Raw genomic sequence first — 24,341 nt, forward strand, 5'->3', positions numbered from 1 at the left:
CTGCGGCGCGACACATTTGTCAGACATCAGTTCACGAACTGGCCACCGCTGCCCTCCGGTGCCAGCATTATTGAATGCTTGAGGCAACAAAAGACCCCGTAACCCCTCCCCCGGCCACGGAGGCCGACGCTGCACCCCTGAACCCGGCCCTCGCCGCGGAAGCCAGGATTGCCCGCGTCGCGGTGACCGTCTTCCCGCTCCTGGTGCTCGCGGCCGGCGTTGCCGGATTCCTGCTTCCCGACGCCTTCAAACCCCTCGGCCCGGCGGTCCCGTACCTGCTGGGAATCATCATGTTCTGCATGGGGCTGACGCTGACGCCGCCCGACTTCGCGGCCGTGGCCCGCAGGCCCTGGGCCGTGGTCCTGGGCATCGTGGCCCACTACGTGATCATGCCCGGGGCCGGCTGGGCGATTGCCACCCTCCTCCATCTGGAGCCCTCGCTGGCAGTTGGCCTGATCCTCGTGGGCTGCGCGCCCTCCGGCACCGCCTCCAACGTGATGGCGTTCCTGGCCAAGGGCGATGTGGCCCTTTCCGTCGCCGTCGCCAGCGTATCCACGCTCATCGCCCCGGTGGTCACGCCCGTCCTGGTGCTGTTCCTGGCCGGTTCCTTCCTGACCATCGATGCCGGCGGCATGGTGCTGGACATCGTCAAGACCGTGCTGCTGCCGGTGATCGCAGGCCTGCTGGCCCGGCTGTTCCTCAAGAAGCTCGTCGCGAAGGCGCTGCCGGCACTCCCCTGGGCATCCGCCGTCGTTATTTCCCTCATCGTGGCGGTAGTGGTGGCGGGAAGCGCCAGCAAGATCGTGGCTGCCGGCGGCATTGTGTTCCTGGCCGTGGTGCTGCACAACGGCTTCGGCCTGGGGCTCGGCTACCTTGCCGGCAAGCTCGGCCGCCTGGACGACAAGGCGCGCAGGGCACTCGCGTTCGAGGTCGGCATGCAGAACTCCGGCCTGGCGGCAACGCTGGCCACGGCCCACTTCACCCCGCTGGCCGCGCTGCCGTCCGCCGTGTTTTCCCTCTGGCACAACATCTCGGGCGCAATTGTCGCCGCCTGGCTGGCCCGGAAGCCCCTGCAGGAACAGAAGCCCCTGCAGGAACAGCGGGAAGCCTAAACAGCAGCGTTAACTGCGAGTTCCTTGTCGGCCGGTTCAGCGGAGTTAGCAGGGGCAAATCCGCTCGCGGGCCGCGGCAGCCCGTAATGCTCACGCAGCGTGTGCCCCGTGTACTGCTGGCGGAACAGTCCGCGGGACCGCAGGATCGGGATGACGTGGTCCACGAAGGCGTCCAGGCCCGAAGGCAGCACCGGCGGCATGATGTTGAAGCCGTCGGCCGCGCCGTTCTCGAACCACTCCTGGATGGCGTCCGCCACCTGTTCGGGCGTTCCGGAGAAGGTGCGGTGCCCGCGGCCGCCGCCGAGCCTGCCGATGAGCTGCCGGACGGTGAGCCGCTCGCGCCGGGCGAGCTCCACGATCAAGGCGTACCGGCTCTTGGCCCCCTCGATCGCATCCTCCGAGGGGAGGTCCTCGGGCAACTGAGCATCAAGCGGCAGGGATTCGGGCGAGACCCGGAGGACTCCGGCCAGCTGCTTCCGTGCGTGCTCAGGGTGGATGAGCTCATCGAGCTGCTTCTCCAGCCGCCGCGCCTCGTGCTGCGTGGAGCCGACAATCGGAACAATGCCGGGCAGGATCTTGATGTGTTCCGGGTTGCGGCCCACGGCGGCCGTCTTCCGCTTCAGGTCGGCATAGAAGCGCTGTGCCTCGGCCAGTGTCTGCTGCGCGGTGAACACCGCCTCGGCGTAGCGGGCGGCGAAGTCCTTGCCGTCTTCGGAAGAGCCGGCCTGCACGATCACCGGGTGGCCCTGGGGTGAACGCGGCACGTCCAGGGGACCCTGGATCCGGAAGTAGCGGCCGGTGTGGTTGACGGCGTGGACGCGTGAGCTGTCCCCCCAGACCCCGGCCGCCTTGTCCCCCACTGCGGCGTCGTCTTCCCAGCTGTCCCAGAGCTTCCTGGCGGCGACCAGGAACTCGGCGGCGCGCTCGTAACGGCGCCAGTGTGCGGGCTGGTCCTCCAGCGAGAAGTTCCGCGCCGCGGCCTCGCCGGCCGTTGTCACCACGTTCCAGCCGGCCCGGCCGCCGCTGATGTGGTCCAGCGAGGCGAACCTGCGTGCCAGGTTGTAAGGATCGTTGTAGGTGGTGGAGGCGGTGCCGATCAGCCCGATCCGTTTGGTCACGGCGGCGATGGCACTGAGCAGGACCGTGGGCTCGAGCGTCCCATAGGGGCGCTGGCGCACGTCGCCGTGCAGCACGGGCGAGTCGGCGAAGAAGATCGAGTCGAAGGTGCCGCGTTCGGCGGTACGGGCGAGCTGCTGGAAGTGTGCCACCTGCGTTCCGGCGAAGCTGTCGCTTTCAGGGAGCCGCCAGGACGCCTCGTGGTGTCCGGTGCTCATCAGGAAGGCATTGAGGTGGAGCTGGCGTGCGCCGCCGGCTTTGGCAGTGGTGCGTTCAGGCATGGTCTGGTTCCTTGGGTTGGGAGCGGGCGGTTCAGGCGGTCCGGGATCCGACGGCGGTCCGCCAGCGGGAGAAGTGGCGTTCGACGCCGACCAGCAGGTAGTTGACCAGCAGGCCGAGCAAGGACACGGTCAGGATGCCCGCGTACATGTCCGGGATGAGGAAGCTCATCTGGGAATTGACGATCAGGTAGCCCAGTCCGGCCTTGGCACCGACCATCTCGGCGGCGATCAGGACGAGGATGGAGGACGTGCCGGCCATCCGGATGCCCGTGAAGATGGTGGGCACGGCGGACGGAAGGATCACTTTCTGGAACAGCTGGACGTTGGACAGTCCCAGTGAGCGGGCTGCCCGGATCAGCAGCGGGTCAACGGTCCGGACGCCGGCGATGGTGTTCAGCAGCACCGGGAAGAATGCCGCGTAGGCCACAATGCTGATCTTCGAGGTCTCCCCGATGCCGAGCAGCAGCGTGAACACGGGGAGCAGGGCCAGCGCGGCCGTGTTCCTGAAGACTTCCAGCAGCGGGTTGAGGAAGCGGTCAAGGGCGCCGTACCAGGCCACCAGCAGGCCGAGGGCCACGGCTGTCACGACCGCGATGCCGAAGCCGCTGGCGGACCGGCTCAGGCTGGCTGCGAGGTGGTTTTGCAGCTGGCCGTTTCCGATGAGTGTGCCCAGCGCCTCGAGCACTTCGTGAAGTGGTGGAAGGAAAACTCTCGTCGATGCCGGAGCAAGGTAGGCGGGTCCCAGTTCCCAGAGCAACAGGAACAGGATGATGGCCCCGGCACCCCACACAGCTTTGCCGCCCTGCAGGGCGTACCGGCGCAGCCTGGCCGCCGGTGTCGTGCCGGGACCCGGACGCAGCGCCGGGTTTGGCTCCGTCGTTGCCTTCCCGGCTGCCGCGGGACCGGTCTGCGTTTCCGTTTCCTTGGTCAGTGTTGGCGTGCTCATCAGGCTGCCTTTCCAGTGGTGATGGTCCTGGTTTCGTCCGGCGCCGTTCCGTCGGGCTGGATCTTCGCGTGGCCGGCTTCCTGTGCACGGCGTACCTCGTCATGCAGCAGCGACCAAACCTTATGACGGTGTTCCACGAAGGCCGGGTTGGAGCGGACGTCCTCGTCACCGGAGCGGTCTCCGAGGTCGATGTCCACGATTTCCTTCAGCCGTCCCGGCCGGGAGCTGAGCACGGCCACGCGCTGGCCGAGGTACACGGCCTCGTCGATACCGTGGGTGATGAAGATGATGGTCTTGCCTGTGGTGGCCCAGATGCGGAGCAGTTCGGTCTGGAGCTGCTCGCGCGTCTGGGCGTCCAAGGCGGCGAACGGTTCGTCCATCAGCAGGATGTCCGGCTCGTAGGCCAGGCTGCGGGCGATGGCCACGCGCTGCTTCATGCCGCCGGACAGCTCGTGGGGGTAACGGTCTTCAAATCCGCCGAGGCCCACGAGCTCAAGGTATTCGCGCGCCTTCTCGGCCCGCTCCTTGCGGCTATAGCGCTTCCCGTCGCTGCCCACGCCTTCCAGTCCGAAGGACACGTTGGCAGCGGCCGTGCGCCAGGGGAACAGCGCATACTGCTGGAAAACGACGGCGCGGTCCCGGCCCGGGCCCGCCACTTCCCGGCCGTCCACCAGCACCTGGCCGGTGTCCGGCTTGGTGAGGCCGGCCAGGAGGTCCAGGAGTGTGGTCTTGCCGGAGCCGCTGGGGCCCACCAGGGTAATGAATTCCCCTGCGGAGACGTCAAGGGAGATGCCGTCCAGGGCGGTCAGGACCGCCCCTTCCGGGCTGTCCTTGCTGGGCCGCACCGTGAACTTCTTGGTGATGTTTTGAAGGCTGATTTTCGGTATCGGCCCGGTTCCGGAGGTCATGGTGTGTTTCCCTTCAGCAGGTCGTTCAAGGCGTTCGGTGTCCACCATGAGAGCAGAGTTGGACCACCGCCTGAAGGGCACGGTCACGAGGGGAAACGGGGCGTAACCTGCCGGCCGGGGCCGCCGATGGCGGCTACGGGACGCGTGGGGACTCGTAAGGAAACACGCCGTCATGGCGGGCGTCTTCCGGTGACATTTGATGACGCATGGCTGCAGAAACGGACTGCGACGGCGGCTGGTGTTGCGGCTGGGCTACGGACCATGACGTGCCGGCGGCGTCCGTCGGCTGCAAGGAGCTGCGCGGAACACGGCAGGGGCCAGGCTCGATTGTTACGCGGCTGCCGGCACTCGGTTCTGGTTCACTTGGTTCCTAGAAGATCGGGATCTGTTCCGCAAAAACACCGGCGGCGGACATCACCTCGTTCAGCAGGTGCAGCGCACCGCCACCAAACAGGGCATTTGCGCTGAGACGCTTCCACGGGGCCGTTTGCCCGGCGGCCTGGGCGTACCCCGCCATTCGGTCCATGAGCAGCGCGACGGCCTGCTCGGCGTGCACCGATTCGGAGATGACCACCTGCGCGATGCCGCGCCTGGCCAGTTCGGCGATGGCGTGGTGCTCCTCCTCAGAGGTGGGGAGGACGCCCACGATGACGCCGTCGGCCCCGCCGGCCAGCATGAACTTGCGCCACGACTGGCCGAGCAGGATCACCGGCTGGTAGCCGTGACGCGGAAGTATTGCGGCGGCGGCCGTGGCGAGCGCCCGGTCCGCCGGCCATTCCAGGTCCTCAATGGCGATGGCCACCAGATCCGTCCTGCCGCGGCGCATTCCCCGCGCCGCCTGGTTGGGTACGTAGCCAAGATCATCGGCGGCGGCCATCACGCGTTCCTGCGTGGATGGGCTGATCCGGGTGGTGCCTCCGCTCCTGCCGGACAGCACGTAGGACACCGTTGTCAGTGAGACCCCGGCCCGTTCGGCGACGTCCCGGATGGTGGGGCTGGACATGCTCCTCACTGTTTTCTCCTATCGTTCCTCGCCGCGTAGTTTCTGGTTTGGAAGTGGCGCATCACTCCGTGTGCGGATGTATTGCCTGGCCTTCGAGCTGTTCCGCCTCCCAGGGCGGTTCCGTGGCCATGTCGACGCCGGTTCCGGAGGCGGACCTGGGTCCGACGCCCACGTCGGCGGTGGGAACGTGCACCTGCCTGCTGATGCCCCCGCGGACGCTCTCGACGATGTCATCGCCGAGGAGCGGGCCTGTGTAGCTGATGCTGAGCTGCCCGCCCCGCGCCACGGTGGTGTAGTTACCAAGCGCGTCGGACACGATGCCCTCCCGGTCCACAGCGGCCGACACTGCGCCGGGGTCCGCCGCGGTAACGCTGAAGCGCAGGTCGTGCACCAGGACCGGCAGGACATAGAAGTTCTTCACGCCCAGTTTGCCGGTATCCTCCTCGGTGACCGCCCGCACAATGGTGCGTCCGTCGTCGGGAGTGGCAGTTGACGGAAGAGCCACGATGACCTCAGGGACCATCTGCTGCAGCACAGCCGGTTCAAGCACATCGGGCGAAATGGCGGACAGGGCGGTCCCCCGTGCTGCGGCGGCCGTGTCCAGCCGCTTGCGGATACCGGCGACGTCGGCGTCCAGCGCAGTGTGCACAGCGATCACCACCCTGCGCCGGACCATGAGGCCGTCGTAGCTGACGATGGGCCGCCCGTTGCCCAGGTCCTGCCCTTCCTCCGACTGCGCGAGGACCCGGTCCGCAGTATTCGCGGCGGCGTCGGGGCTGCTTGCGGGCGGGGCGGGTGCCGGGTTGGCGGCGGGGCTGGCCGCCGGACTCGCCTGGACACCGCCGGTGCAGCCGGCCAGGGAGAAGGCCAGCAGCACCGCCGGTGCGATCAGTAGCGTCCGTTTCATGTCACGTCCCTGCCGGGTAGGCCAGCTGGTACTTCGAGGCGTAGTACCCCTCAGGCCGGGTTTCCAGCACGGGCTTGTCTGCGTTGATGGGGTCGTTGTTCCGCAGGTCGCCCACGGAGAACTGGACCATCATGTCGTGGTCCTCGTGAACGAGGTTGTGGCAGTGGACCATGTACCGGCCGCCAAGGTGCTTGCCGGTGTCGAACTGCATGAGGACAGTGACCGATTCGCTCTCGCCCGCGTAGAAGACATCCTTCGGCCCGCCTTCCCAGGCGAACGGCTTGCCGCCGTTGGTGTTGCGGCCAATGATCTTGCCGTCGATCAAGTGGATGTGGACGGGATGGAACCAGCCGCCCGACTCGTTGACGATGGTCCATTGCTCCACCTGGTTGCGCTGCGGGTTGCCGAAACACCGGGTGAAGTTGGATTTTTCCACGCCGTCCCAGGTTTCACCGTTGATGGTCCATTCTCCGCCCTGCCGCTGGACCCGGAGGATCCTCTTGGCGACGGCCATGTCCGGGGTCAGGGCCATGGTGTCCAGCCCGCCGGTGGCCCGGCTAGGGTGCGGGCCGGGGTCCAGCGTGGTGGGGATGGAGCTGATCGTGCGGGACCCCGGCTGGGCGGGGGAATCGGCCACCACCTGGAACTTCATGACCTTGCCGGTGTTGGCGAAGTTCACGTTGTTCTTGTTGCTCAGGTTCCGCAGCTCCACGGACTGGCCCGGCTTGTACTTCCGGAAGTCGATCAGCACCTCGTAGCGTTCGGCTGTCCCCTGCCGCCAGGAGGACACCGCCTGCACCTTCGGGGTCATCCCGGCGTCGGTACCCACCACGTGGAACGGGTCGCCGTTGGACAGTGCGAAACGGTAGGAGCGGGTGATCGAGCCGACCAGGAACCGGAACCGGTAAATCCGGGGCTTGACCTTCATGGTGGGCCACGGCACCCCGTTGACCATGATGATGTCGCCCCACAGCCCGGCGTGGCCGTTGTCGTTGTAGCCGAGGGAACCGTCGGCGTTCAGCATCACGTCCGAGACCAGGATGGGTACGTCGAATTCTCCCTGCGGCAGCTGCGCCCGCTCACCCGCGCTGGTGATGGAGTAGATGGAGGCGAGGCCCGAGTACACGCCCTGCGCCGTCAGCATGTGGTTGTGGTCGTGGTACCAGAGCGTCCGCGCCGCCTGCCAGTTTGGATATTGGTAGTTCTTCACCCTGCCCGGCGCGGTGCGGTCATTCGCGTACCCGTCGTACTGGGGCAGCGACGCCGAGCCGTGCAGGTGAGTGACGGTATTGAAGGCGTTCGGGTACAGCAGGCCCGTCGCAGGCAGGCGGTTGCTGATCCTGAGCTCACTCCGGGTGCCCTGCTGCACCCGGACGGTGGGGCCGGGAAAAATGCCGTTGTACCCCGCCAGGGTGGTGCTGAGCCCCCGTGCGATCTGGGCCTTGCCCAGTTTCTGGTTCAGGGCATATTTCGCAAAAGGCGTGCCGTCGCGGTCCCGGCCTGTGGCGTAGGGAAGCAGTTCCGGCGGTCGCCGGAAGATGGTGGTGAACGGAACCGGCATGTTCGCCGGGGCGAGCTTGCTTGGCGTGGCAACCGTTGCCTCATTGTCGTCTGCACCCCGGCGGCCGGAGACACTTCCCGGAACACCTGCGAGGGCCGGGCCTCCGGTTGATGCCGTGACGGCGACGGCGCCGCCCAACAGGCTTAGTTTTAACACGTCCCTCCGTGTTGCTGCCATGACGTCCTCCCAGCTGGTTGTGATGGCCTCAGCGACGGCGTTGGCGCTGGCCACATGTGGAAACACAGTTATGGTGCGCCGCGGGACTCCAGAAAACCTTGGGAAGCAGCGACCGCGGGGTTCTGTCCCACCTGAATAGGTGGGAGGGCGGCCGTCGGTACCCCGTCACTTTGCCAAGGCACCCCTGTGGAAAGCAGGGCTACCCGGTGGCCCAACCCTCAAATCGGTTCCCGCAGCCACCCGAGGGGGCGGGACCCCCTAAGTATGGCCGCCGCAGGCGCCGCGAATCCGGCCGGTCCCCTGCTATTCACAACGGCCCGGCGGCAGACTGCCACCAGAAGCAAAGGAGCGTGGTCTCATGCAGGAGGAAGGTCTTCGGCGCCAGATCATGGGCGTGATCAGCCACGTCCTCAGTGACGAGGGCACGGAAATGGACGTCCGGATGGCGCTGCTGCGGCATCTTGGCGAGAACCCCGGAAGCCCGGAACGGGCCCTGCTGGCACACCTCCGTGACTGCAAGCGACCGGGCACGGGAGCTGATCAAGGATCACGGTGAACACGCACGGCAGCAGGAACGCCGCAGATCAAGCGGGTGGCAACAGCAGTTACCTCTTGCCCTTTTTCCGCGAGCCGCGGCCCCGGCCCTTGTCCGGGTTGGGTGCGTAACGCTGGGCGACTTTCGGCTTCTTGGCACCGGCCCCTGTGCCGCCGCGACGGTCCGGCTTGGGCGCCTTCTTCTCTGGCTCCTGCTGGGCGGACGGCTGCCGTGAGCTCTGCGCGGTGCGGCCGCGGACAATGCCGATGAACTCTTCAATGACCTCGTCCGTGGCGTCGCTGGGCCAGGCAAGCGCGATCTGTGTCCCCGGCGCCCCCGTAAGGCGGCGGGCCACAGTGTCCTTGATATTGAAATGCCGCGCTACGGACATGGGAAGTATCAGCAAGCCCGCGCCGGACGCCACCACCTGCAGGGCCATTTCCGGCCCGCCCAAATCATCGGCGTCGAGGAAGTTTTCCGCCGCGAGGTCCTCCAGCGCCACGTCCTCGAACACGGTGATTTCGTGTCCCTTGGGCGCCACCACCACGGGCTGCTCCTCATAAAGGGGGATAACGTTCAGCCCTTCGCGCTCCACCGGCAGGCGGACAAAGCTCAGGTCCGCCGAACCGTCACGCAGCACCGAAAGCTGCGTGCCGCCGTCGGACATGAACGACCGCAGGGGCACGTGCGGCATCCGCTCCTCCCAGCGCCGAATCCACTTCCCCGGCGTCACGCCGGGGACGTAGGCAAAGCGGAGCTCTCGCGGGGACTCTGGCAGAGCCGGGTCCAGGGTGGGTTCATCTTCAGCGGGCACACCTTCACAGTACTGCGGACATCCTTGACTGCAGGCATCCTTGGTCAGGGGAGGCGGCGCAGCCGGATACCCTTAATACATGACCTCCGCTAACTCCCAGTCCATGAAGCCGGCCACTGTTGCCAAGAAGCTTGGCATCTACCTGCCTGCGACGCCCCAGGAGTTCCAGGATTCAACCATCACGCGCGCGGAGTTCGCCGAGCTGCAGTCCAACCCGCCGGAGTGGCTGGCCGAACTGCGCCGCAACGGCCCGCACCCCCGCCCGGTGGTCGCACAGAAACTCAACATCTCCATCAGCGGCCTTGCCCGCGGCGGCGTTGAAGAGGCGCTGACGACGGCGGAAATCACCGCATTGCTGCAGGCTCCCCCCGCGTGGCTGGTTGCCGAGCGCGCCACACAGGCCGCCGTCCGCACCGAGGCGCAGCGGGTCAAGGAAGAGGCCGCCAACAAGGCAGCAAAGAAGGCCCGCCAGGGCTGAACCTGCCTGCCCTGTCCCCCTGCCGACGCCGCCCGGGGCCTGATTTCCGGCCGCGCCCTTAGGGAAAACCGGAATTCTGAGCCCCCTGCTGTGGGGGCAGGTGGGGGTCTGCACCCCTCTGCGGGGTACACATCCCGTGAATGGCTGGACGCCGGGAATGCCAGCCCTGACACGGGCAATCACCCGCTTCCCCCTCACGCGCCCCTCCATGTTGGGGGCCCAAAAGGTGCGGCCCAAACTGGTGCCGCGGGCCGTCTATACAAGCCAAAACGCACAGCGTTTCCCCAAGGGGACTTATTGATTCTGTGATTGTGCGTGAAGGTCGCGCACCTCGGATCGATGAGGTCATCATGAAATCAGCACACAGCGAGCCGGGAGCGCACACTTCTCGCCTTCCCGGCGCCCGCAGGGCCGGAGTCTTCGCCACCGTCTCGGCCGTTATCTGCTCAACCTCCATGTTCGCCATTCCCGCCGCCAATGCGGCCGTACCTGCTTTCCCGGACAACATCGTTGTCTTCCCCGACCGCGACTTCGTCTCCATTGAGGGCTACGAGGGGCATGCCGGCGAGACTGCCACCCTCGAGGTCAAGCGCGCCGGGAAGATCATTGGCTCCGCCGAGTCAACGGTCGATGCCGGCGGCGTCGCCTTTGAGGTCAACCACCCCGGCGGTGTCTGCTGGGGCGCCGGCACCGGCCTTGCCGTCACCCCCGATATCCGTCCCGGCGACGTCGTCTCCATGAGGTTCGGCGCAACCGCCGGCGGCGAAACGACGGTCCAGGACACCTATGTAACGGGCGACGCCGAACTCAGCGGCAGTACCGTCACCGTCAAGGGACACATCGGAGCGGGCGTCAACCCAGCCCAGCTGGAACAGCGCATCATTGAGCCGGCGCTGCGGGACACCACGGTGGCACGCCGTGACATCCGCGCCGTCCCCGGCCCGCTCACACCGGCCCCCAAGGGCGGCTACTCCTCGAGCCTGGTGGTCACCGGCGATACCTTCACCGCCACCTACAACTTCGACGACGCCGCCAACGCCGAAATTGCTGCGAACGCCGGGCTCGGCGAACGCGCCATGGCTTGGGAGTTCGAAGACGCCGACGCCAACCGGCAGGGCCTGACCATCGCCGAGTACGGCGAGCCGGGCGGCCCCGGCATGGGCGGCTGCCCCAACGGCCCACTGCAGTCCGGTCCTCCCGCACCGTCCGGCATCACGGCCGCCAAGGTTGCCGGAGGGCTGAAGCTGAACTGGACGCCGGCCGAAGCCATCCCCGGCACCCCGGCCATCACCGGCTACCGCGCCGTTGCAGTCGGCAAGACCGTAACCAGCAACGAGCAGGTGGAGATCGGCAAGCGCATCTCGGGCCAGGCAGCCATCGGAACCACAATCACGGGCCTCTCCGCCAGTGAGGAATACGACGTCTATGTGGTCGGCGTCAGCAGCGTCGGGGAGTCCTTCCCCGCGGCACACGCCATCCCGGTGACGGACACCACACCCCCAACGGTCTCCGCTACCCCGAACGGCGGCACCTCGGCCGTGGCCCAGACGGTCACCCTGAAGGCCAGCGAAACAGGCAGCGACATCTACTACACGACTGACGGCTCCGAGCCTGTCCTCTCGGGCGGCGTGCTCTCTGAGAGCGCGATCCGGTACACCGCACCAATGGAGATCGCGACCACTTCCACGCTGAAGTTCGTGGCATTCGACCCGTCCGGCAACGTCTCCACCACCGTTGAGACCCTGTTCACAGTCACCAACGACCCCGTACCGTCGGCTCCGACGTTCGCCAGCGCACCCGTGGTGGGCCAAGGCACGGCAACCCTGTCCTGGACCGCCCCGAACCCGGGCGCTGCAGGGCTGACGATCACCGGCTACACCGTCCAGGCCTACACCACTGACGGCACAGCCTTCGGCGCACCCAAGACGACAGCCGGCGACGTGACCACCCTGGTCTACGACGGACTCAACGGCGACACCGCCTACCAGTTCACGGTGCGGGCTACGAACGTCAACGGCACCGGCCCGGAGTCGCCGAAGACCGCCGCCGCCACCGCGCAGGGCGCCGTCGTGGCGGTCGCAGGACTGGACCAGAACGTTGTCCGGCGCACCACGGCCACCACGGTCACCCTGGACGGCACAGGCTCCACCGCCACTGGCGCCACCTACAAGTGGGAGCAGGTCCTGGCCTCGCCCACCGATCCCAACAAGGTGACGCTGACCGGTGACACCACGCTTAAGCCGACATTCAGCCTTCCGGTCTTCACGTCCCCGATGACCAACAGCCCCCTCACGTTCAAGCTGACGGTCACCGTTGGCACAACCGTCAAAACGGACGAGGTCAAGGTTGTACCGGTTACAGACCGGGTAACCATCAGCGGCGCCCAGTGGAAATCCGGCGACTTCCGGGTCAACGGCACCGGCTCCGTAGTGGGCGGCACCATCACCGTCCGCGCAGGCAGCGCCGCCGGCCGGATCCTGGGCCAGGCAGCGGTCACTGCGGCTGTGGCACCGGAAACAGGCGGCGTCTTCACCCTGCGGCTCCGCAACGCAGCGGCCGGCACCACCAATCCGGGCACCGTGTGGGTTGAATCAACCCTCGGCGGCACCGCCGGGCCCCTGACCGTAACCAACAAGTAAGTCCTTAACCACCGGGTCCGGTGGCCGGCGGCATCAGCCGCCAGCCACCGGACGTCGTTGTGTTCGGGTTGGTTTAGCAGCCGTGTGGGCCTAGCTGCTGCTGGTGGCGTCCTGTACCTCGCCCACCAGTTCCTCGATGATGTCCTCGAGGAACAGCACACCGGTGGTGTTCCCCCGCTCGTCGAAGACCCTGGCCACGTGGGCGCCGGTGCGGCGCATGGTTGCCAGGGCATCCTCCAGGTCACTGCCGCGGAAGGTCGAGGCCAGCCGACGGATCCGCTTCTCCGGCACGGGCCGGGTAAACTTCTCCGCCGTTGTCAGGTCCATGACGTCCTTCAGGTGCAGGTAACCGGAGGGGTCGCCGTCGTCGTCGGTCAGGATGTACCGGGAGTAACCGTGCTCGGCTACCCCCCGCTGGATGTCTGCCGGCGTCGCAGACGCCGGCAGCAGCACCATCTCGGCGATGGGCACCTCGACGTCGGCCACGGTCTTTTCGGTGAACTCGAAGGCCGCAGTGAGGGCACCGGTGTTGTCGGTCAGGACGCCTTCCCTGGTGGACTGCTCCACGATGTTTGCCACCTCGTCCAGGGTGTAGGCGCTGGTGGCCTCGTCCTTGGGCTCCACCCGGAACAGGCGGAGGATGGAGTTGGCGATGCCGTTCAGGGTCCAGATCACCGGCTTGAACAGGCGCGCCACCATCACCAGCGGCGGGGCCAGGATCAGCGCGGCGCGGGTGGGGACCGAGAACGAGATATTCTTGGGGACCATCTCGCCGAGGACCACGTGCAGGAAGGTCACCAGCAGCAGCGCCGCCACGAAGGCGATGATTCCGATCGCTTCCCCGGACAGGGCGGTCAGGCCCAGCGGGATCTCCAGCAGGTGGTGGATCGCCGGCTCGGAGACGTTCAGGATCACCAGCGAGCAGACCGTGATGCCCAGCTGGCTGGTGGCCAGCATGAGCGTGGCATGCTCCATCGCCCACAGGGTGGTTTTCGCGGCCTTGCTGCCCTCCTCCGCCATCGGCTCGATCTGTGACCGGCGGGCGGAGATGACGGCGAACTCGGCGCCGACAAAAAAGCCGTTCACCACCAGCAGGACGGCGAGCCAGATGATGCCCGGAAGGTACTCACTCATGGGTCAGCTCCTGTGTGAGGCTGTCGATAATCTTGTCATGCTCGCTCTTGGGTGGCTCTGCCGATTCCTCCGGCGTGAATTTCAGGCGCCCGACGTGGGTGCCGGCCACCCGCTCCACGCGGAGCATGCCGCCGTCGATGGCCACCTCGTCGCCGAGTTCCGGGATGCGGTCCAGCCGGTCCGCGACGTAACCGGCCGCGGTGTCGTAATCCTCGCCGTCGGGCACGGCAATCCCCGTCCGGTCCAGGAGCTCATCGGGGCGTAGCGAGGCATCGAAGGTGATGGACCGTCCGGTCCGGACCACGCCCACGCGGGCACGGTCGTGCTCATCCTCCAGCTCGCCGACGATCTCCTCCACCAGGTCCTCCAGGGTGACGATGCCGGCGGTTCCGCCGTGCTCGTCGGAGACGATGGCCACCTGGAGGCCCTGCTTGCGGAGCAGCACCAGGAGGGAGTCGACGCCCATGGACTCGGGGACCATGAGCGGTTCGATCATGAGGTCCGCCGCGAGGACGATGGCGCGCTCCTCGAGGGGCACGGCAAAGGCCTGCTTGACGTGGAGCACGCCGAGCACGTCGTCGCGGTCCCGGCCGATGACCGGGAACCGCGAATAGCCGGTGCCGGTGGCCAGCGCGATAATCTGCTCGGCCGTGTCATCTGTGTTCACGGCGGTCATCCGCACGCGCGGGGTCATGACATCCGCCGCGCTGTGCTCGGAGAAGCGCAGCGTCCGGTGCAGCAGGGCGGCGTGGTCCAGGTCAAGGACACCTTCCAGTGCGGAGCGGCGCACCAGCGAACTCAGTTCCTCGGCGCTGCGGGCACCGGACAATTCCTCTTTGGGCTCGATGCCGAAGGACCTGATGATGGCGTTCGCCGTGTTGTTGAACAGCAGGATGACGGGCTTGAACACCGTGGTGAACAGGGTTTGAAACGGGACCACCACCCTGGCGGTGGCCACCGGCAGGGCCAGGGCGAGGTTCTTGGGAACCAGCTCGCCGATCACCATCGAGAAGATGGTGGCGATGAAAATCGCGACGACGGCGCCCACCCCGGGCACGAGACCTTCCGGGAACCCGGCCGCCGTCAGCGGACCGCTCAGCAGCTTGCTGATGGCAGGTTCAAAGGTGTACCCGGTCAGGAGAGTGGTGAGGGTGATGCCCAGCTGCGCACCGGAAAGGTGCGTCGAGGTGATCTTTAGGGCGTTGATGGTGGGGGCAAGGCGTTTCTCGCCCCGGGCCTGGCGCGCTTCCAGGTCGTTGCGGTCAAGATTGACCAGGGCAAACTCGGATGCGACGAAGAATCCGGTGCCGGCTGTCAGGATCAGGCCGATCCCGATCATGATCCATTCATTCATTGGGGGCGCCCCTCTCCCGTGCTAACCGGCGTGCCGGTCAAATGGGTGAGGGGCCAGGGCATATGTGAAGGAGGGTCGTCCATAGTGCCCTCCACTATATCGGGTGTTTCTTAGCGGCCCGTTTCGACTGCTTCCCGTGGATGTGTTGCGGCGGGTGTGTTCCTGCTGCTCTGACGAAAAGCCGGGCATTAGTCCTTGAACTCGCTCGTAAGCACTTCGAACTCCTCGACCCCAAGGACCTGAAGATGCTGTTCGGCGCTCGTCTCAGAACGGATCCTGTCTGCGACCTGCCGGCTGTCCGCGAGGACCTTCTCGTCGTCCCAAAGCGAGATGGATAGTGACTTGCTATCGGCCCCGTACAGATAATAGAGGCCGCGGCATCCCGGCAGATCAAGCACCTGCCTGATGGTGTCGTCGGTGGGCGCACCGGTACTTTCCGGTCCAGGTCGGTACGTGCTGACTCTTGCGAACATCTTGTTACTCCGTTTCGGCGCGATGGAGACTGCTCGTCACGGCTGGCTCCTGCTCCCAAGTGGCGTGGCCTCCTCCAACAAGTAGGGATCTAATCACGCCCGGGTACAAGGGCAACCTGGAAGTGGTGTTCGATCCGTTCCCGAGGTCGAGTGCGAGGCTAGAGCTTTCCATTGGTCCTGGCCTGTTGCGCCAGGTCGGCAGCCCAGGGCCGGATGCCGTGGTGGAACAGCATGCCCTCGGGTAGTCCCTGAACGCTCGCCATGGAATCGGAGATGTCTATGGTGATCTTGGAGTTTGCCATGGGGGCGTTGGTGATATGCAGGTCGCCAAAGGATTTTGGGAGCACGGGATCCAGCCACAGGCCGCCGCGGGCAACGTCGGCATAGTAGCCCATCAGGCTTTTGACCAGTTGAATGGGGGTGGTTGCGGCCCATGCTTGCGGGGAGCATGCCGTGGGGTAGGGGATGGGTTCGTCGAATTGCTCCCGGCTGAATCCGCAGAACAATTCGGGCAACCGACCCTCGGAGTACTCCGCGGCCTCAAAAAGAGCGGTGGAGATGCGCTGCGCCTGCTCGACGAGGCCGTAACGGAGGAGCCCGGCCGCGATGATCGCGTTGTCGTGGGGCCAAACAGATCCATTGTGGTAGCTGGCTGGGTTGTAGGCGCCCATGTCGCTGGCCAAGGTTCTTACGCCCCAACCGCTGAACATCTCAGGGGACATCAGCCGGTCGGCCACGGACGCAGCCTTGTCCTTGTCAACGATGCCAAACAAAAGGCATTGCCCCATATTGGATGCGCACGCGTCGACCGGGCGCTTGTCGCCGTCCAAGGCGACGGCGTAGTAACCGCGGTCCGGCAGCCAAAACCGTTCGTTGAACTGTTTCTTCAATTGCGCCCCCAGCTCCCGGTACTCAGCCGCCAAGGCCAAGTCGCCGGCGTCGTGGGCTAACCACGACCGGGCCATATACGCGCTGTAGACGTAGGCCTGCACCTCGCACAAAGCGATTGGTGGCTCGGCCAGGCGGCCGTCGGCAAAATTGATGCCGTCCCAGGAGTCCTTCCAGCCTTGGTTGATCAGCCCTTGGTCGTTGAGCCGCTCATACTCGACAAAGCCGTCGCCGTCTTTGTCCCCGTAGTGGCGGATCCAGTCCAGCGCCCGGTCAACATGGGGCAGCAGGTTGGAGATGGTTTCTGCGGCGAATCCCCAGCGGCTAACTTCGCCGAACAAGGCCACAAACAACGGGGTGGCATCGACGCTGCCGAAGTAGGCTTGTTTTCCACCCAAGGCCACCCCGCTGGAGAGATCGAACCTGACCTCGTGGAGGATCTTCCCCGGCTCCTCCTCGCTCATTACATCCACCACCTGCCCCTGACGATCCGCCAGAGTCTGAATGGTGCCGAAAGCCAGGGACGGGTCAACAGGCAGTGCCATAAGGGACGCCCACAGCGAATCCCGGCCGAACAAAGCCATGAACCATGGGGCACCAGCCGCCACCACGATCCGGTCCGGATGGTGGGGGTCCTCAATCCGAAGCGCACCAAGGTCGTCGTAGCTGCGCCGGAGGGTCCGCTCGATCGAAGGGTTGCCCATGTTCAGCACGGGAATCTTGGCCACCCACTCCTGGCGGCGCCTGTCCCGAGGCGATATCTCGCCTTCATTCGGCCGGACGAAACGTGCGGCCGAGCCGCTTCCGCCGTCGAAAGGCACGACGCTGATGGTGGTACTCCACTGTGCGTGCGGTGGGATAGCGAAGTGGTAGGCCAACCCCTCGGGGGCGACGTCTGCGCCCTCGGCCGTTACCACTACACCTTTCCGGACGTCCTGCCAGGCAGCCCGGATGGTTAGCGAGCCGTCTTGCGCTTCACGGGACTCTTTCCAGCGGCGCTGGATGCGGGCCTCTTTCACCTCGAAGAGGTCCGCGAAGTCCGCCTCGACCCGGAGGGTAAGGACGCACTCGGCAATGGCCGCCGAGTAATTTTGGACAGTGATCCGCTCCAAGATGCCGGCGCCTACCTCACGGAGGCGTTCGACGATCAACGGGCTGTCCGCGTGTCCGTCCGGGCGCGGGACACGGCCGACGAACAGGGCACGGTAGGGTTCCTTCGTCTTCGCCCCCAGCGGCTCCAGCGGGGCGCCATTAATGAGTACCCGCCAGCAGGACAGTATTCGGGTGTCCTCGACAAAAACGCCGTGGGGATACTCGGTGTGGATATCGCCGTTCGCCGCAGAGATACAAAATGATGAGCCCTCCACCAGAGTGACCGAGCCCGGCCCCGGCGACCCTGCAGCAGTGTCAGCATTCCATCCAGCCATCCGGGCTCCTTCAGAATTGACCTGAACGCCACCTCGAAGGGCTGCCCGCGCGTGGAATCTCTCGGATGCGGTGGCCGGCCCTCGTTCAATGACGCTACGCCGGTGCGCCGCGTGATTCCAGCCCTCGCTTTCGCAGCTCAGCACCCTTCGCCAACAGATCGGGGCGTTATCACGATGGCCCGTACAATACGAGCGAAGGCACTCAGCGAGCAGGAGCAGTGATGGCCGAGGCAACAATTGATGCGGTGATGACCGAACTGGCCGCGCTCGAGGATCCAAAGGTGCGCGAGGTGAACCAGAGGCGGGGCGATGACCACGGTGTGAACCTGTCCGCGTTGCGCGCGGTCGCGAAGCGGCTGAAGACGCAGCACGACCTGGCCCGTGACTTGTGGGCCACGGATGACACCGCCGCCCGGTTACTGTCACTGCTGATCTGCCGGCCGAAGGCCTTCGACCTTGAAGAACTGGACGCCATGCTGCGCCAGGCCCGCGCACCCAAGGTGCATGACTGGCTGGTGAACTACGTGGTGAAGAAAAGCCCGCACGCTGAAGAACTGCGGGTCGCCTGGACTGACGACCCGGACCAGGTGGTCGCGAGTGCTGGCTGGGCCCTGACCACGGAGCGGGTCGCAAAGAAGCCCGAGGGCCTGGACCTGCCACGGCTGCTGGACACCATCGAGGCGGAAATGAAAGACGCCCCCGACCGGTTGCAGTGGGCCATGAACCACACGCTGGCGCAGATCGGCATCGAGCACGGAGACCACCGGGCCCGGGCCATTGACATCGGTGAACGGCTGGAAGTCCTGAAGGATTACCCGACCCCGCCGAATTGCACCTCGCCTTTCGCGCCGATCTGGATCAACGAGATGGTGAGCCGGCGCGGCAAGCCTAACGTGGCTCATGGCAGCCGGTTCACTCAGATCATCGGCCCCGGGTGCCCTGCCAAGACGGGTTATGGCAGGACCTCCCTCCACTTTTTGGAATGGACGTAGCCTGACAGGATGGACAACCGAACCGAGGCACGCGAGTTCCTGGTCTCCCGCCGTTCCCGGATCACTCCGGAGCAGGCAGGACTGGAACCGATTGGCGGCCGACGGCGTGTTCCCGGCCTTCGCCGGGAAGAAGTGGGGGGTGCTCTTGGTCCGGCTCCGGGATGTGGTGTTCGCTGCATGCAGTACCTGCTCGATGCGATAACCGGCGCCCCCGCGTTCATCGCCAACAACCGGATGGACATCGTGGCCGCGAATGACCTTGGCTACGCCATGTACTCCGACATGTACCGCGGCACAGCGCGCCCCGCCAACCACTCGAGATTCATCTTCCTGGACCCGCTCTCCCACAATTTCTACCCCGACTGGGACCGCGCAGCGAACGTCAACGTCGCGATCCTCCGCCGTGAGGCCGGCCGCAACCCGCACGACAAGCGCATCGCCGAACTCGTCGGTGAGCTCTCCATGCGCAGCGACGAATTCCGCACGCGCTGGGCCGCCCACAACGTCCGCCGCCACTACTCCGGAACCAAAACTTTCCGCCACCCCGTCGTCGGCCTTCTTGAGCTGACGTACGCGGCCATGGAACTCGAAGACGACCCAGGCCACACGCTCACGGTCTACCCCGCCGTCCCCGGCAGCCCGTCCGACGAAGCACTCCGGCTGCTCGCCTCGTGGGCCGCGACGGAGCGAATCGCGGAAACGGCACGGGCGGCCAGCCGGGCCTAATCCACCAACGCCCCTTGACCGTGATTCCCGTCACTGCTTTACTAAATGAACTTCATTCATTTATCCGGCACCACGGACCGGGACTCGGGTAAGCCCCAACGTCCCTGCACCTGCGGTGTCCATGAGCGGGCTTCTGCTTGTTCTCATGCCCTTCCCGCCGCCGGCTGCGGCGGCCTCAACGCTTAGGAATCCCATGAGCTCAGCCTCTGACACGCAGACCCCCACGGACGGTAGCCGGCCGGCAAGCGAGGCCGGAAGGGCGGGCAACGGCTGGCGCCGGGTGCTTGGCGTGCCCTCCCTGGTTCTCCTGGGCCTGGTCTACATGGTGCCCCTCACCATATTCAGCACCTACGGCATCGTCGTCGAACTGACGGGCGGGCGCCTCTCCGCGGCCTACGCCGCCGCCCTGGTGGTCATGCTCTTCACCGCCCGGTCCTACGGCCGGATGGCCCAGGCCTTTCCGTTCGCAGGATCCGCCTACACCTACGCCACAAGGTCATTCGGCGCCGGCCTTGGCTTCATGGCCGGCTGGTCCCTGCTGCTGGACTATCTGCTCCTGCCGATGATCAACTACCTGCTCATCGGCATCTACCTGAATGCCGCCTTCCCGGCCGTCCCGGCATGGCTGTTCATGGTCGTATCCATCGCAGCCGTGACCGCACTGAACATCCTCGGGATCACGGCTGTGGCCAGGGCAAACTTCGTGGTGGTGGGGCTCCAGGCTCTCTTCATTGTGCTGTTCGTCGGTCTCGCCTGGGCCTCCGTCTCGGGAGCGGGAAAGCTGGACCTCCTTGCCCCCTTCACCGGGGTCGACGGCGCCGAAGGCTTCTCACCGATCCTGGCGGGGTCCGCGATCCTGTGCCTGTCCTACCTGGGATTTGATGCCGTCTCAACCTTTGCGGAGGAGGCAAAGAACCCGCGGCGGAGCATTCCGCGGGCCATCATGCTGACCACCGTCCTGGCCGGGCTCATCTTCCTGGGGCTGGCCTATGTCAGTCACCTCCTGCTTCCCGTCGGCACCTTCACCAATACGGACGCCGCGGCTATCGAAGTGGTAGGGGCCGCCGGCGGTAACGTCCTGGTTGCGTTTTTCACCGCCGCGTACATTGCCGGAAGCCTCGGATCGGCGCTGACTTCGCAGGCCTCGGTTTCGCGAATCATCTACTCGATGGGCCGCGGCCGCGTACTGCCCGCGGTCTTCGGCCGCCTCCATCCGCGGTGGGGCACGCCTGTGGTTCCGATCATCGTCACGTCGGGAATATCGCTACTGGCCCTGATCCTCGACCTGACGACCGTGTCCTCGCTGATCAGTTTCGGGGCCCTCGTCGCCTTCTCGGTGGTCAACCTGTCCGTCATCAAGCACTACTTCATCGACGAGAAGAACCGCGGAGCCAAGGGCCTGCTGCACAACCTCCTGCTCCCGGGAGTCGGCTTCGTGCTGACACTGTGGCTCTGGACCAGCCTGAGCGGGCTCTCGTTCTCGCTTGGCCTCTCGTGGGCAGCACTGGGTCTCGTCTACCTGGCCTGCCTCACCCGCGGGTTCCGCCGCCCAACGCCACATCTGCAGCTCGAGGAGGCCTGACTGAGGGAACCCTACTTGGCGGCGACAGCCAGGAACCGGATGGGCAGGTCCAGCAGCTCCAGCGGACCGTGCGGGCCTTCGCCGTCCAGGAGCAGGGAGTCACCGGGTTCCATGGTGTATTCATATGCGCCGTGGCCGTAGATCATTTTGCCGGCGAGCATGTAGATGAACTCAGTGCCGGGGTGCTGGAACAGCGGGAAGACGTCGGACGCGTCGGTCAGTGTCACCAGCGTCGGCTCGAGGGCGTCGGTCCGGCCCTTAAGGGTCCCCAGTACCCGGTATTCATGCCCGTGCTGGGTTCCGCTGCGCACCGTCAGGCTGCCTTGGCCGTTCTTGGTGAAGGTGGCGTCCCGGTCCGTGTCCGCGCCGCGGAACAGCGCCGTGACCGGAATTTTCAGCCCGTCCGCCAGGCGCTGCAGTGTGGTCAGGGAACAGGACGTGCTGGCGGTTTCGATCTTGGAGATCATCGCCTTGGACATGCCTGTCCGTGAAGCCAGCTCCGACGCGGAGAGCCCATGAGCGGTCCGGTAATGGCGGACCTGGCCGGCGATGATCCGCTCCAGCTTGCCGGCCGCGCCGTCGTCGGTGTTCTCCGGGTGCATGTCCCTCGCTTCGCCAGCCTGATCGGTCATCAAGCCATCATAGGCGGAGCTTGCAGGTCGGATCCGAGCACCCTGGCCGCTCCCAGCAGGCCCGCGAGGGCATCAGCCAGCGCCGCCGCACCTGCCTCGGCGTCGGCATCCTCCACCAATTCCTCGGGCGAATGCGATATCCCGGTCGGGTTCCGCACGAACAGCATGGCCGTGGGAAGGTGCCCTGCCAGCACGCCAGCGTCGTGGCCCGCCCCGGTGTCCAGCACCGGCGCTTCCGGGAGCATCGCCTTGAGCCGGTCACGCAGGCCGGCGTCGAAGTGCACTGTGGCGCTGAGGGATTCGACGCCGAACGTCACGGTGCAGTTTTCCTCCGCCGCCATTACCTGGGCATTGAGGTGGATGGATTCCACCAGGGCCGCGGTGACCTCGTCACGCGGATGCCGGACGTCGATCCACATGTCGGCGCGGGAGGCGATGACGTTTGTCCCGCCGGGCACGGGCTGGAGCCGGCCCACGGTGGCCCGCGCGTCCCGGTACTTCGCGGCGGTGTCCCGGATACCGATCATGATCTTGGCCGCGGCGATCATGGGATCCCTGCGGTCCTTCATGAGGGTGGTCCCGGCGTGGTTGCCTTGGCCGTGTACCGACAGTTTCCACCTGCCGTGGCCCAGGATCGAGGAGCCGATGGCCACCGGCCGGCCGAGATCGGCCAGCCCCCTCCCCTGCTCGACGTGCAGCTCCACGAACATGCCCAATTGGCTGAGCGTTTTGTGGTCGGCACCAATGAACCGTGGGTCCTGTCCGTTCGCGGCGGCGACATCTGCGTACGTGTTGCCATCCGCGTCCTTCAGGTTGCGGGCCGTGTTCGGGTCCAAAGCGCCGGTGAGCAGCCGTGACCCCATGCAGGCGACCCCGAAGCGCGAGCCCTCCTCCTCCGGGAAGACGGCGATAGCCAGCGGGCGCCGTGGACGGAACCCGCGGTTTTTCAGGATGTCGACGGCCACGAGCGCGGACGCAACGCCCAGCGGTCCGTCGTACTCGCCGCCGCCGGGCACCGAGTCAAGGTGACTGCCGGTAACGACGGCGTCGCGGCGAGTTCCGGTCGACGTGTCCCACCACGCCCAGATGATGCCGTTCCCGTCCGTGCGGACATCCAGTCCGCGCCGTTCGGCCTGCTCCGTGAACCAGCTCCGGAGCTCGGCTTCGGCGGAGGAGAACACCGGCCTGGAGTAGCCGCCGCGGGCGGCGTCGGTGCCGACGTCGGAAATGTCCCGCAGAAGCCCGGCCACCGTGTCGGTCACGGTAACGGTTGCGGTGGATCCCGGCATTACTTCGCTCCGGGGATCCAGCTGGTGCCGGCGAGCGGAACCCGGGCCATGGCCGACGCCTCGATGGTGAGGGCCACCAGGTCCTCCGGCTCGAGGTTGCGCAGGTGCGACTTTCCGCAGGCCCGGGCGATGGTCTGGGCTTCCATGGTCAGGACGCGCAGGTAGTTGGCCAGGCGGCGGCCGCCCGCGATGGGGTCCAGCCGGGACGAGAGTTCCGGGTCCTGCGTGGTGATGCCGGCGGGATCCCGGCCGTCCTGGAAGTCGTCGTAGTAGCCGGCCGCCGATCCCATGGCCGCATATTCCGCGGCGTACCGGGGGTCGTTGTCGCCCAGCGCAATCAGCGCCGCCGTGCCGATGGCCACCGCGTCGGCACCGAGGGCCATGGCCTTGGCGACGTCGGCCCCGGTGCGGATGCCGCCGGAGACGATGAGCTGGACCTTGCGGTGCAGGCCGAGTTCCTGCAGCGCCTGGACGGCCTGCGGGATGGCCGCCAGCGTGGGGATCCCGACGTTTTCGATGAAGACCTGCTGCGTCGCGGCGGTGCCGCCCTGCATGCCATCGACGACGACGACGTCGGCTCCGGCCTTCACGGCCAGGGCGGTGTCGTAGTAAGGCCGGGACGCGCCGATCTTGACGTAGATGGGCGTCTTCCAGTCGGTGATTTCGCGAAGCTCGCCGATCTTGATCTCCAGGTCGTCCGGCCCGGTCCAGTCCGGGTGGCGGCTGGCGGAACGCTGGTCGATGCCGACCGGCAGGGTACGCATGCCGGCCACGCGTTCGGTGATCTTCTGGCCAAGCAGCATGCCGCCGCCGCCGGGCTTGGCGCCCTGGCCCAGAACCACTTCGATTGCGTCGGCTTTCCGCAGATCGTCCGGGTTCATCCCGTAGCGGGAGGGCAGGTACTGGTACACGAGGTGCTTGGACTGGCCGCGCTCCTCGGGGGTCATGCCGCCGTCGCCGGTGGTGGTGGAGGTCCCCACCTCGCTGGCGCCGCGGCCCAGGGCCTCCTTGGCGTTGGCGGACAGGGCGCCGAAGCTCATGCCGGCGATGGTCACCGGCGTCTCCAGGTGAAGCGGCTTGGAGGCGTAGCGGTCACCGAGAACGACGTCGGTATCGCACTTTTCGCGGTAGCCCTCCAGCGGGTAGCGGGACATGGAGGCGCCGAGGAACAGCAGGTCATCGAAGTGCGGGACCTTGCGCTTGGCTCCCCAGCCGCGGATATCGTAGACGCCGGTGGCGGCTGCGCGCTGGATGTCGGCGATGGTGGCGCGGTCGAACGTGGCCGATTCGCGCAGGCCCAGTTCTTCGACCTGCCGTGCGGGGAAGGCGGCCGGAGCGCCCGGGGTCAGGGAGGTGATGGTCATGGC

Annotated in this window: 21 protein-coding genes; 7 read left to right on the forward strand and 14 right to left on the reverse strand. The window is 66.4% G+C overall.

Going from position 1 to position 24,341, the window contains the following annotated elements:
* The first annotated feature begins 74 nt into the window (after positions 1-74).
* A complete protein-coding gene (locus J7I85_RS05040; RefSeq protein ID WP_214847484.1) occupies positions 75-1,112 on the forward strand; it encodes a bile acid:sodium symporter family protein in 1,038 nt (345 codons plus the stop codon).
* Here J7I85_RS05040 and J7I85_RS05045 read toward each other — a convergent pair.
* The 6 genes from J7I85_RS05045 to J7I85_RS05070 all read right to left on the reverse strand — a co-directional run bounded on the left by J7I85_RS05045 (position 1,109) and on the right by J7I85_RS05070 (position 8,011).
* The gene (locus J7I85_RS05045) at positions 1,109-2,509 is read right to left on the reverse strand and encodes an LLM class flavin-dependent oxidoreductase (protein ID WP_214847486.1); all 1,401 of its coding nucleotides are present in this window, start codon (positions 2,507-2,509) and stop codon (positions 1,109-1,111) included. The genes J7I85_RS05040 and J7I85_RS05045 overlap by 4 nt on opposite strands.
* A 31-nt stretch (positions 2,510-2,540) precedes the next feature.
* Positions 2,541-3,455 (reverse strand): ABC transporter permease, encoded by a 915-nt coding sequence (locus tag J7I85_RS05050; protein WP_214847488.1) that lies wholly within the window; start codon positions 3,453-3,455, stop codon positions 2,541-2,543.
* A complete protein-coding gene (locus J7I85_RS05055) occupies positions 3,455-4,363 on the reverse strand; it encodes an ABC transporter ATP-binding protein (protein WP_214847490.1) in 909 nt (302 codons plus the stop codon). Before J7I85_RS05055 ends, J7I85_RS05050 begins: the two co-directional genes overlap by 1 nt.
* 370 nt (positions 4,364-4,733) lie before the next feature.
* Entirely contained in the window at positions 4,734-5,366 is a 633-nt protein-coding gene (locus J7I85_RS05060; RefSeq protein ID WP_251023954.1) for a LacI family DNA-binding transcriptional regulator, read from the reverse strand.
* Positions 5,367-5,427: 61 nt separating this feature from the next.
* Positions 5,428-6,273, reverse strand: a complete 846-nt coding sequence (locus J7I85_RS05065) for a hypothetical protein (RefSeq protein ID WP_214847494.1) — start codon at positions 6,271-6,273, stop codon at positions 5,428-5,430.
* A 1-nt stretch (position 6,274) separates the two neighbouring features.
* Positions 6,275-8,011: a multicopper oxidase family protein gene (locus tag J7I85_RS05070; RefSeq protein WP_251023955.1), complete on the reverse strand. Its 1,737-nt coding sequence runs from the start codon at positions 8,009-8,011 to the stop codon at positions 6,275-6,277.
* A 358-nt stretch (positions 8,012-8,369) separates the two neighbouring features.
* On the opposite strand from J7I85_RS05070, the gene J7I85_RS05075 reads away from it, so the two are divergent.
* Positions 8,370-8,567, forward strand: a complete 198-nt coding sequence (locus J7I85_RS05075; protein WP_214847501.1) for a hypothetical protein — start codon at positions 8,370-8,372, stop codon at positions 8,565-8,567.
* Positions 8,568-8,616: 49 nt separating this feature from the next.
* Here J7I85_RS05075 and J7I85_RS05080 read toward each other — a convergent pair whose 3' ends face one another.
* Positions 8,617-9,360: a substrate-binding domain-containing protein gene (locus J7I85_RS05080; RefSeq protein WP_214847503.1), complete on the reverse strand. Its 744-nt coding sequence runs from the start codon at positions 9,358-9,360 to the stop codon at positions 8,617-8,619.
* Between the two features lie 79 nt (positions 9,361-9,439).
* On the opposite strand from J7I85_RS05080, the gene J7I85_RS05085 reads away from it, so the two are divergent.
* Together J7I85_RS05085 and J7I85_RS05090 are read left to right on the forward strand one after the other, a co-directional pair.
* On the forward strand, positions 9,440-9,838 hold the full coding sequence (locus J7I85_RS05085; RefSeq protein WP_214847505.1) for a DUF5997 family protein: 399 nt from the start codon (positions 9,440-9,442) through the stop codon (positions 9,836-9,838).
* A 350-nt stretch (positions 9,839-10,188) separates the two neighbouring features.
* A complete protein-coding gene (locus tag J7I85_RS05090) occupies positions 10,189-12,477 on the forward strand; it encodes a fibronectin type III domain-containing protein (RefSeq protein ID WP_214847513.1) in 2,289 nt (762 codons plus the stop codon).
* 90 nt (positions 12,478-12,567) lie between these two features.
* Here J7I85_RS05090 and J7I85_RS05095 read toward each other — a convergent pair whose 3' ends face one another.
* From J7I85_RS05095 to J7I85_RS05110, 4 genes are all read right to left on the reverse strand, one after another.
* The gene (locus J7I85_RS05095; protein ID WP_214847516.1) at positions 12,568-13,611 is read right to left on the reverse strand and encodes a hemolysin family protein; all 1,044 of its coding nucleotides are present in this window, start codon (positions 13,609-13,611) and stop codon (positions 12,568-12,570) included.
* Positions 13,604-14,965 carry a hemolysin family protein gene (locus J7I85_RS05100; protein ID WP_214847518.1) on the reverse strand — a complete coding sequence of 454 codons (1,362 nt, stop codon included), beginning with the start codon at positions 14,963-14,965 and terminating at the stop codon, positions 13,604-13,606. The genes J7I85_RS05095 and J7I85_RS05100 overlap by 8 nt, the downstream gene beginning before the upstream one ends.
* Before the next feature lie 188 nt (positions 14,966-15,153).
* Positions 15,154-15,438, reverse strand: coding sequence for a hypothetical protein (locus J7I85_RS05105; protein ID WP_214847520.1), 285 nt, complete (start codon positions 15,436-15,438; stop codon positions 15,154-15,156).
* 158 nt (positions 15,439-15,596) lie between these two features.
* On the reverse strand, positions 15,597-17,753 hold the full coding sequence (locus J7I85_RS05110) for a glycogen debranching N-terminal domain-containing protein (RefSeq protein ID WP_214847522.1): 2,157 nt from the start codon (positions 17,751-17,753) through the stop codon (positions 15,597-15,599).
* Between the two features lie 221 nt (positions 17,754-17,974).
* Here J7I85_RS05110 and J7I85_RS05115 point away from each other — a divergent pair, with 221 nt between their 5' ends.
* From J7I85_RS05115 to J7I85_RS05125, 3 genes are all read left to right on the forward strand, one after another.
* A complete protein-coding gene (locus J7I85_RS05115) occupies positions 17,975-18,745 on the forward strand; it encodes a DNA alkylation repair protein (protein WP_214847529.1) in 771 nt (256 codons plus the stop codon).
* A gap of 9 nt (positions 18,746-18,754) precedes the next feature.
* A complete protein-coding gene (locus J7I85_RS05120) occupies positions 18,755-19,471 on the forward strand; it encodes a transcriptional regulator (RefSeq protein ID WP_214847531.1) in 717 nt (238 codons plus the stop codon).
* 193 nt (positions 19,472-19,664) lie between these two features.
* Entirely contained in the window at positions 19,665-21,053 is a 1,389-nt protein-coding gene (locus J7I85_RS05125; RefSeq protein ID WP_214847533.1) for an APC family permease, read from the forward strand.
* Between the two features lie 11 nt (positions 21,054-21,064).
* Here the strand turns inward: J7I85_RS05125 and J7I85_RS05130 are convergent, their stop codons facing one another.
* Genes J7I85_RS05130 through J7I85_RS05140 form a run of 3 tightly spaced genes read right to left on the reverse strand, consistent with a single transcriptional unit; the run spans position 21,065 to position 24,338 of the window.
* Entirely contained in the window at positions 21,065-21,685 is a 621-nt protein-coding gene (locus J7I85_RS05130) for an XRE family transcriptional regulator (RefSeq protein WP_214847535.1), read from the reverse strand.
* Positions 21,685-22,974, reverse strand: a complete 1,290-nt coding sequence (locus J7I85_RS05135) for an allantoate amidohydrolase (RefSeq protein ID WP_214847537.1) — start codon at positions 22,972-22,974, stop codon at positions 21,685-21,687. The genes J7I85_RS05130 and J7I85_RS05135 overlap by 1 nt, the downstream gene beginning before the upstream one ends.
* The gene (locus J7I85_RS05140) at positions 22,974-24,338 is read right to left on the reverse strand and encodes an FMN-binding glutamate synthase family protein (protein WP_214847539.1); all 1,365 of its coding nucleotides are present in this window, start codon (positions 24,336-24,338) and stop codon (positions 22,974-22,976) included. The genes J7I85_RS05135 and J7I85_RS05140 overlap by 1 nt, the downstream gene beginning before the upstream one ends.
* Positions 24,339-24,341: the final 3 nt, after the last annotated feature.

The organism is Arthrobacter sp. ISL-65 (genome assembly GCF_018613795.1).
GTDB lineage: Bacteria > Actinomycetota > Actinomycetes > Actinomycetales > Micrococcaceae > Arthrobacter.

Excerpts from the sequence above, each read along its gene's own strand:
- J7I85_RS05055 (WP_214847490.1), bottom strand. The coding sequence starts at position 4,363 with ATGACCTCCGGAACCGGGCCGATACCGAAAATCAGCCTTCAAAACATC.
- J7I85_RS05100 (WP_214847518.1), bottom strand. The coding sequence starts at position 14,965 with ATGAATGAATGGATCATGATCGGGATCGGCCTGATCCTGACAGCCGGC.
- J7I85_RS05115 (WP_214847529.1), top strand. The coding sequence starts at position 17,975 with ATGGCCGAGGCAACAATTGATGCGGTGATGACCGAACTGGCCGCGCTC.
- J7I85_RS05085 (WP_214847505.1), top strand. The coding sequence starts at position 9,440 with ATGACCTCCGCTAACTCCCAGTCCATGAAGCCGGCCACTGTTGCCAAG.
- J7I85_RS05105 (WP_214847520.1), bottom strand. The coding sequence starts at position 15,438 with ATGTTCGCAAGAGTCAGCACGTACCGACCTGGACCGGAAAGTACCGGT.
- J7I85_RS05050 (WP_214847488.1), bottom strand. The coding sequence starts at position 3,455 with ATGAGCACGCCAACACTGACCAAGGAAACGGAAACGCAGACCGGTCCC.
- J7I85_RS05125 (WP_214847533.1), top strand. The coding sequence starts at position 19,665 with ATGAGCTCAGCCTCTGACACGCAGACCCCCACGGACGGTAGCCGGCCG.
- J7I85_RS05120 (WP_214847531.1), top strand. The coding sequence starts at position 18,755 with ATGGACAACCGAACCGAGGCACGCGAGTTCCTGGTCTCCCGCCGTTCC.
- J7I85_RS05065 (WP_214847494.1), bottom strand. The coding sequence starts at position 6,273 with ATGAAACGGACGCTACTGATCGCACCGGCGGTGCTGCTGGCCTTCTCC.
- J7I85_RS05095 (WP_214847516.1), bottom strand. The coding sequence starts at position 13,611 with ATGAGTGAGTACCTTCCGGGCATCATCTGGCTCGCCGTCCTGCTGGTG.
- J7I85_RS05110 (WP_214847522.1), bottom strand. The coding sequence starts at position 17,753 with ATGGCTGGATGGAATGCTGACACTGCTGCAGGGTCGCCGGGGCCGGGC.
- J7I85_RS05135 (WP_214847537.1), bottom strand. The coding sequence starts at position 22,974 with ATGCCGGGATCCACCGCAACCGTTACCGTGACCGACACGGTGGCCGGG.
- J7I85_RS05060 (WP_251023954.1), bottom strand. The coding sequence starts at position 5,366 with ATGTCCAGCCCCACCATCCGGGACGTCGCCGAACGGGCCGGGGTCTCA.
- J7I85_RS05040 (WP_214847484.1), top strand. The coding sequence starts at position 75 with ATGCTTGAGGCAACAAAAGACCCCGTAACCCCTCCCCCGGCCACGGAG.
- J7I85_RS05075 (WP_214847501.1), top strand. The coding sequence starts at position 8,370 with ATGCAGGAGGAAGGTCTTCGGCGCCAGATCATGGGCGTGATCAGCCAC.
- J7I85_RS05140 (WP_214847539.1), bottom strand. The coding sequence starts at position 24,338 with ATGACCATCACCTCCCTGACCCCGGGCGCTCCGGCCGCCTTCCCCGCA.
- J7I85_RS05130 (WP_214847535.1), bottom strand. The coding sequence starts at position 21,685 with ATGACCGATCAGGCTGGCGAAGCGAGGGACATGCACCCGGAGAACACC.
- J7I85_RS05045 (WP_214847486.1), bottom strand. The coding sequence starts at position 2,509 with ATGCCTGAACGCACCACTGCCAAAGCCGGCGGCGCACGCCAGCTCCAC.
- J7I85_RS05090 (WP_214847513.1), top strand. The coding sequence starts at position 10,189 with ATGAAATCAGCACACAGCGAGCCGGGAGCGCACACTTCTCGCCTTCCC.
- J7I85_RS05070 (WP_251023955.1), bottom strand. The coding sequence starts at position 8,011 with ATGGCAGCAACACGGAGGGACGTGTTAAAACTAAGCCTGTTGGGCGGC.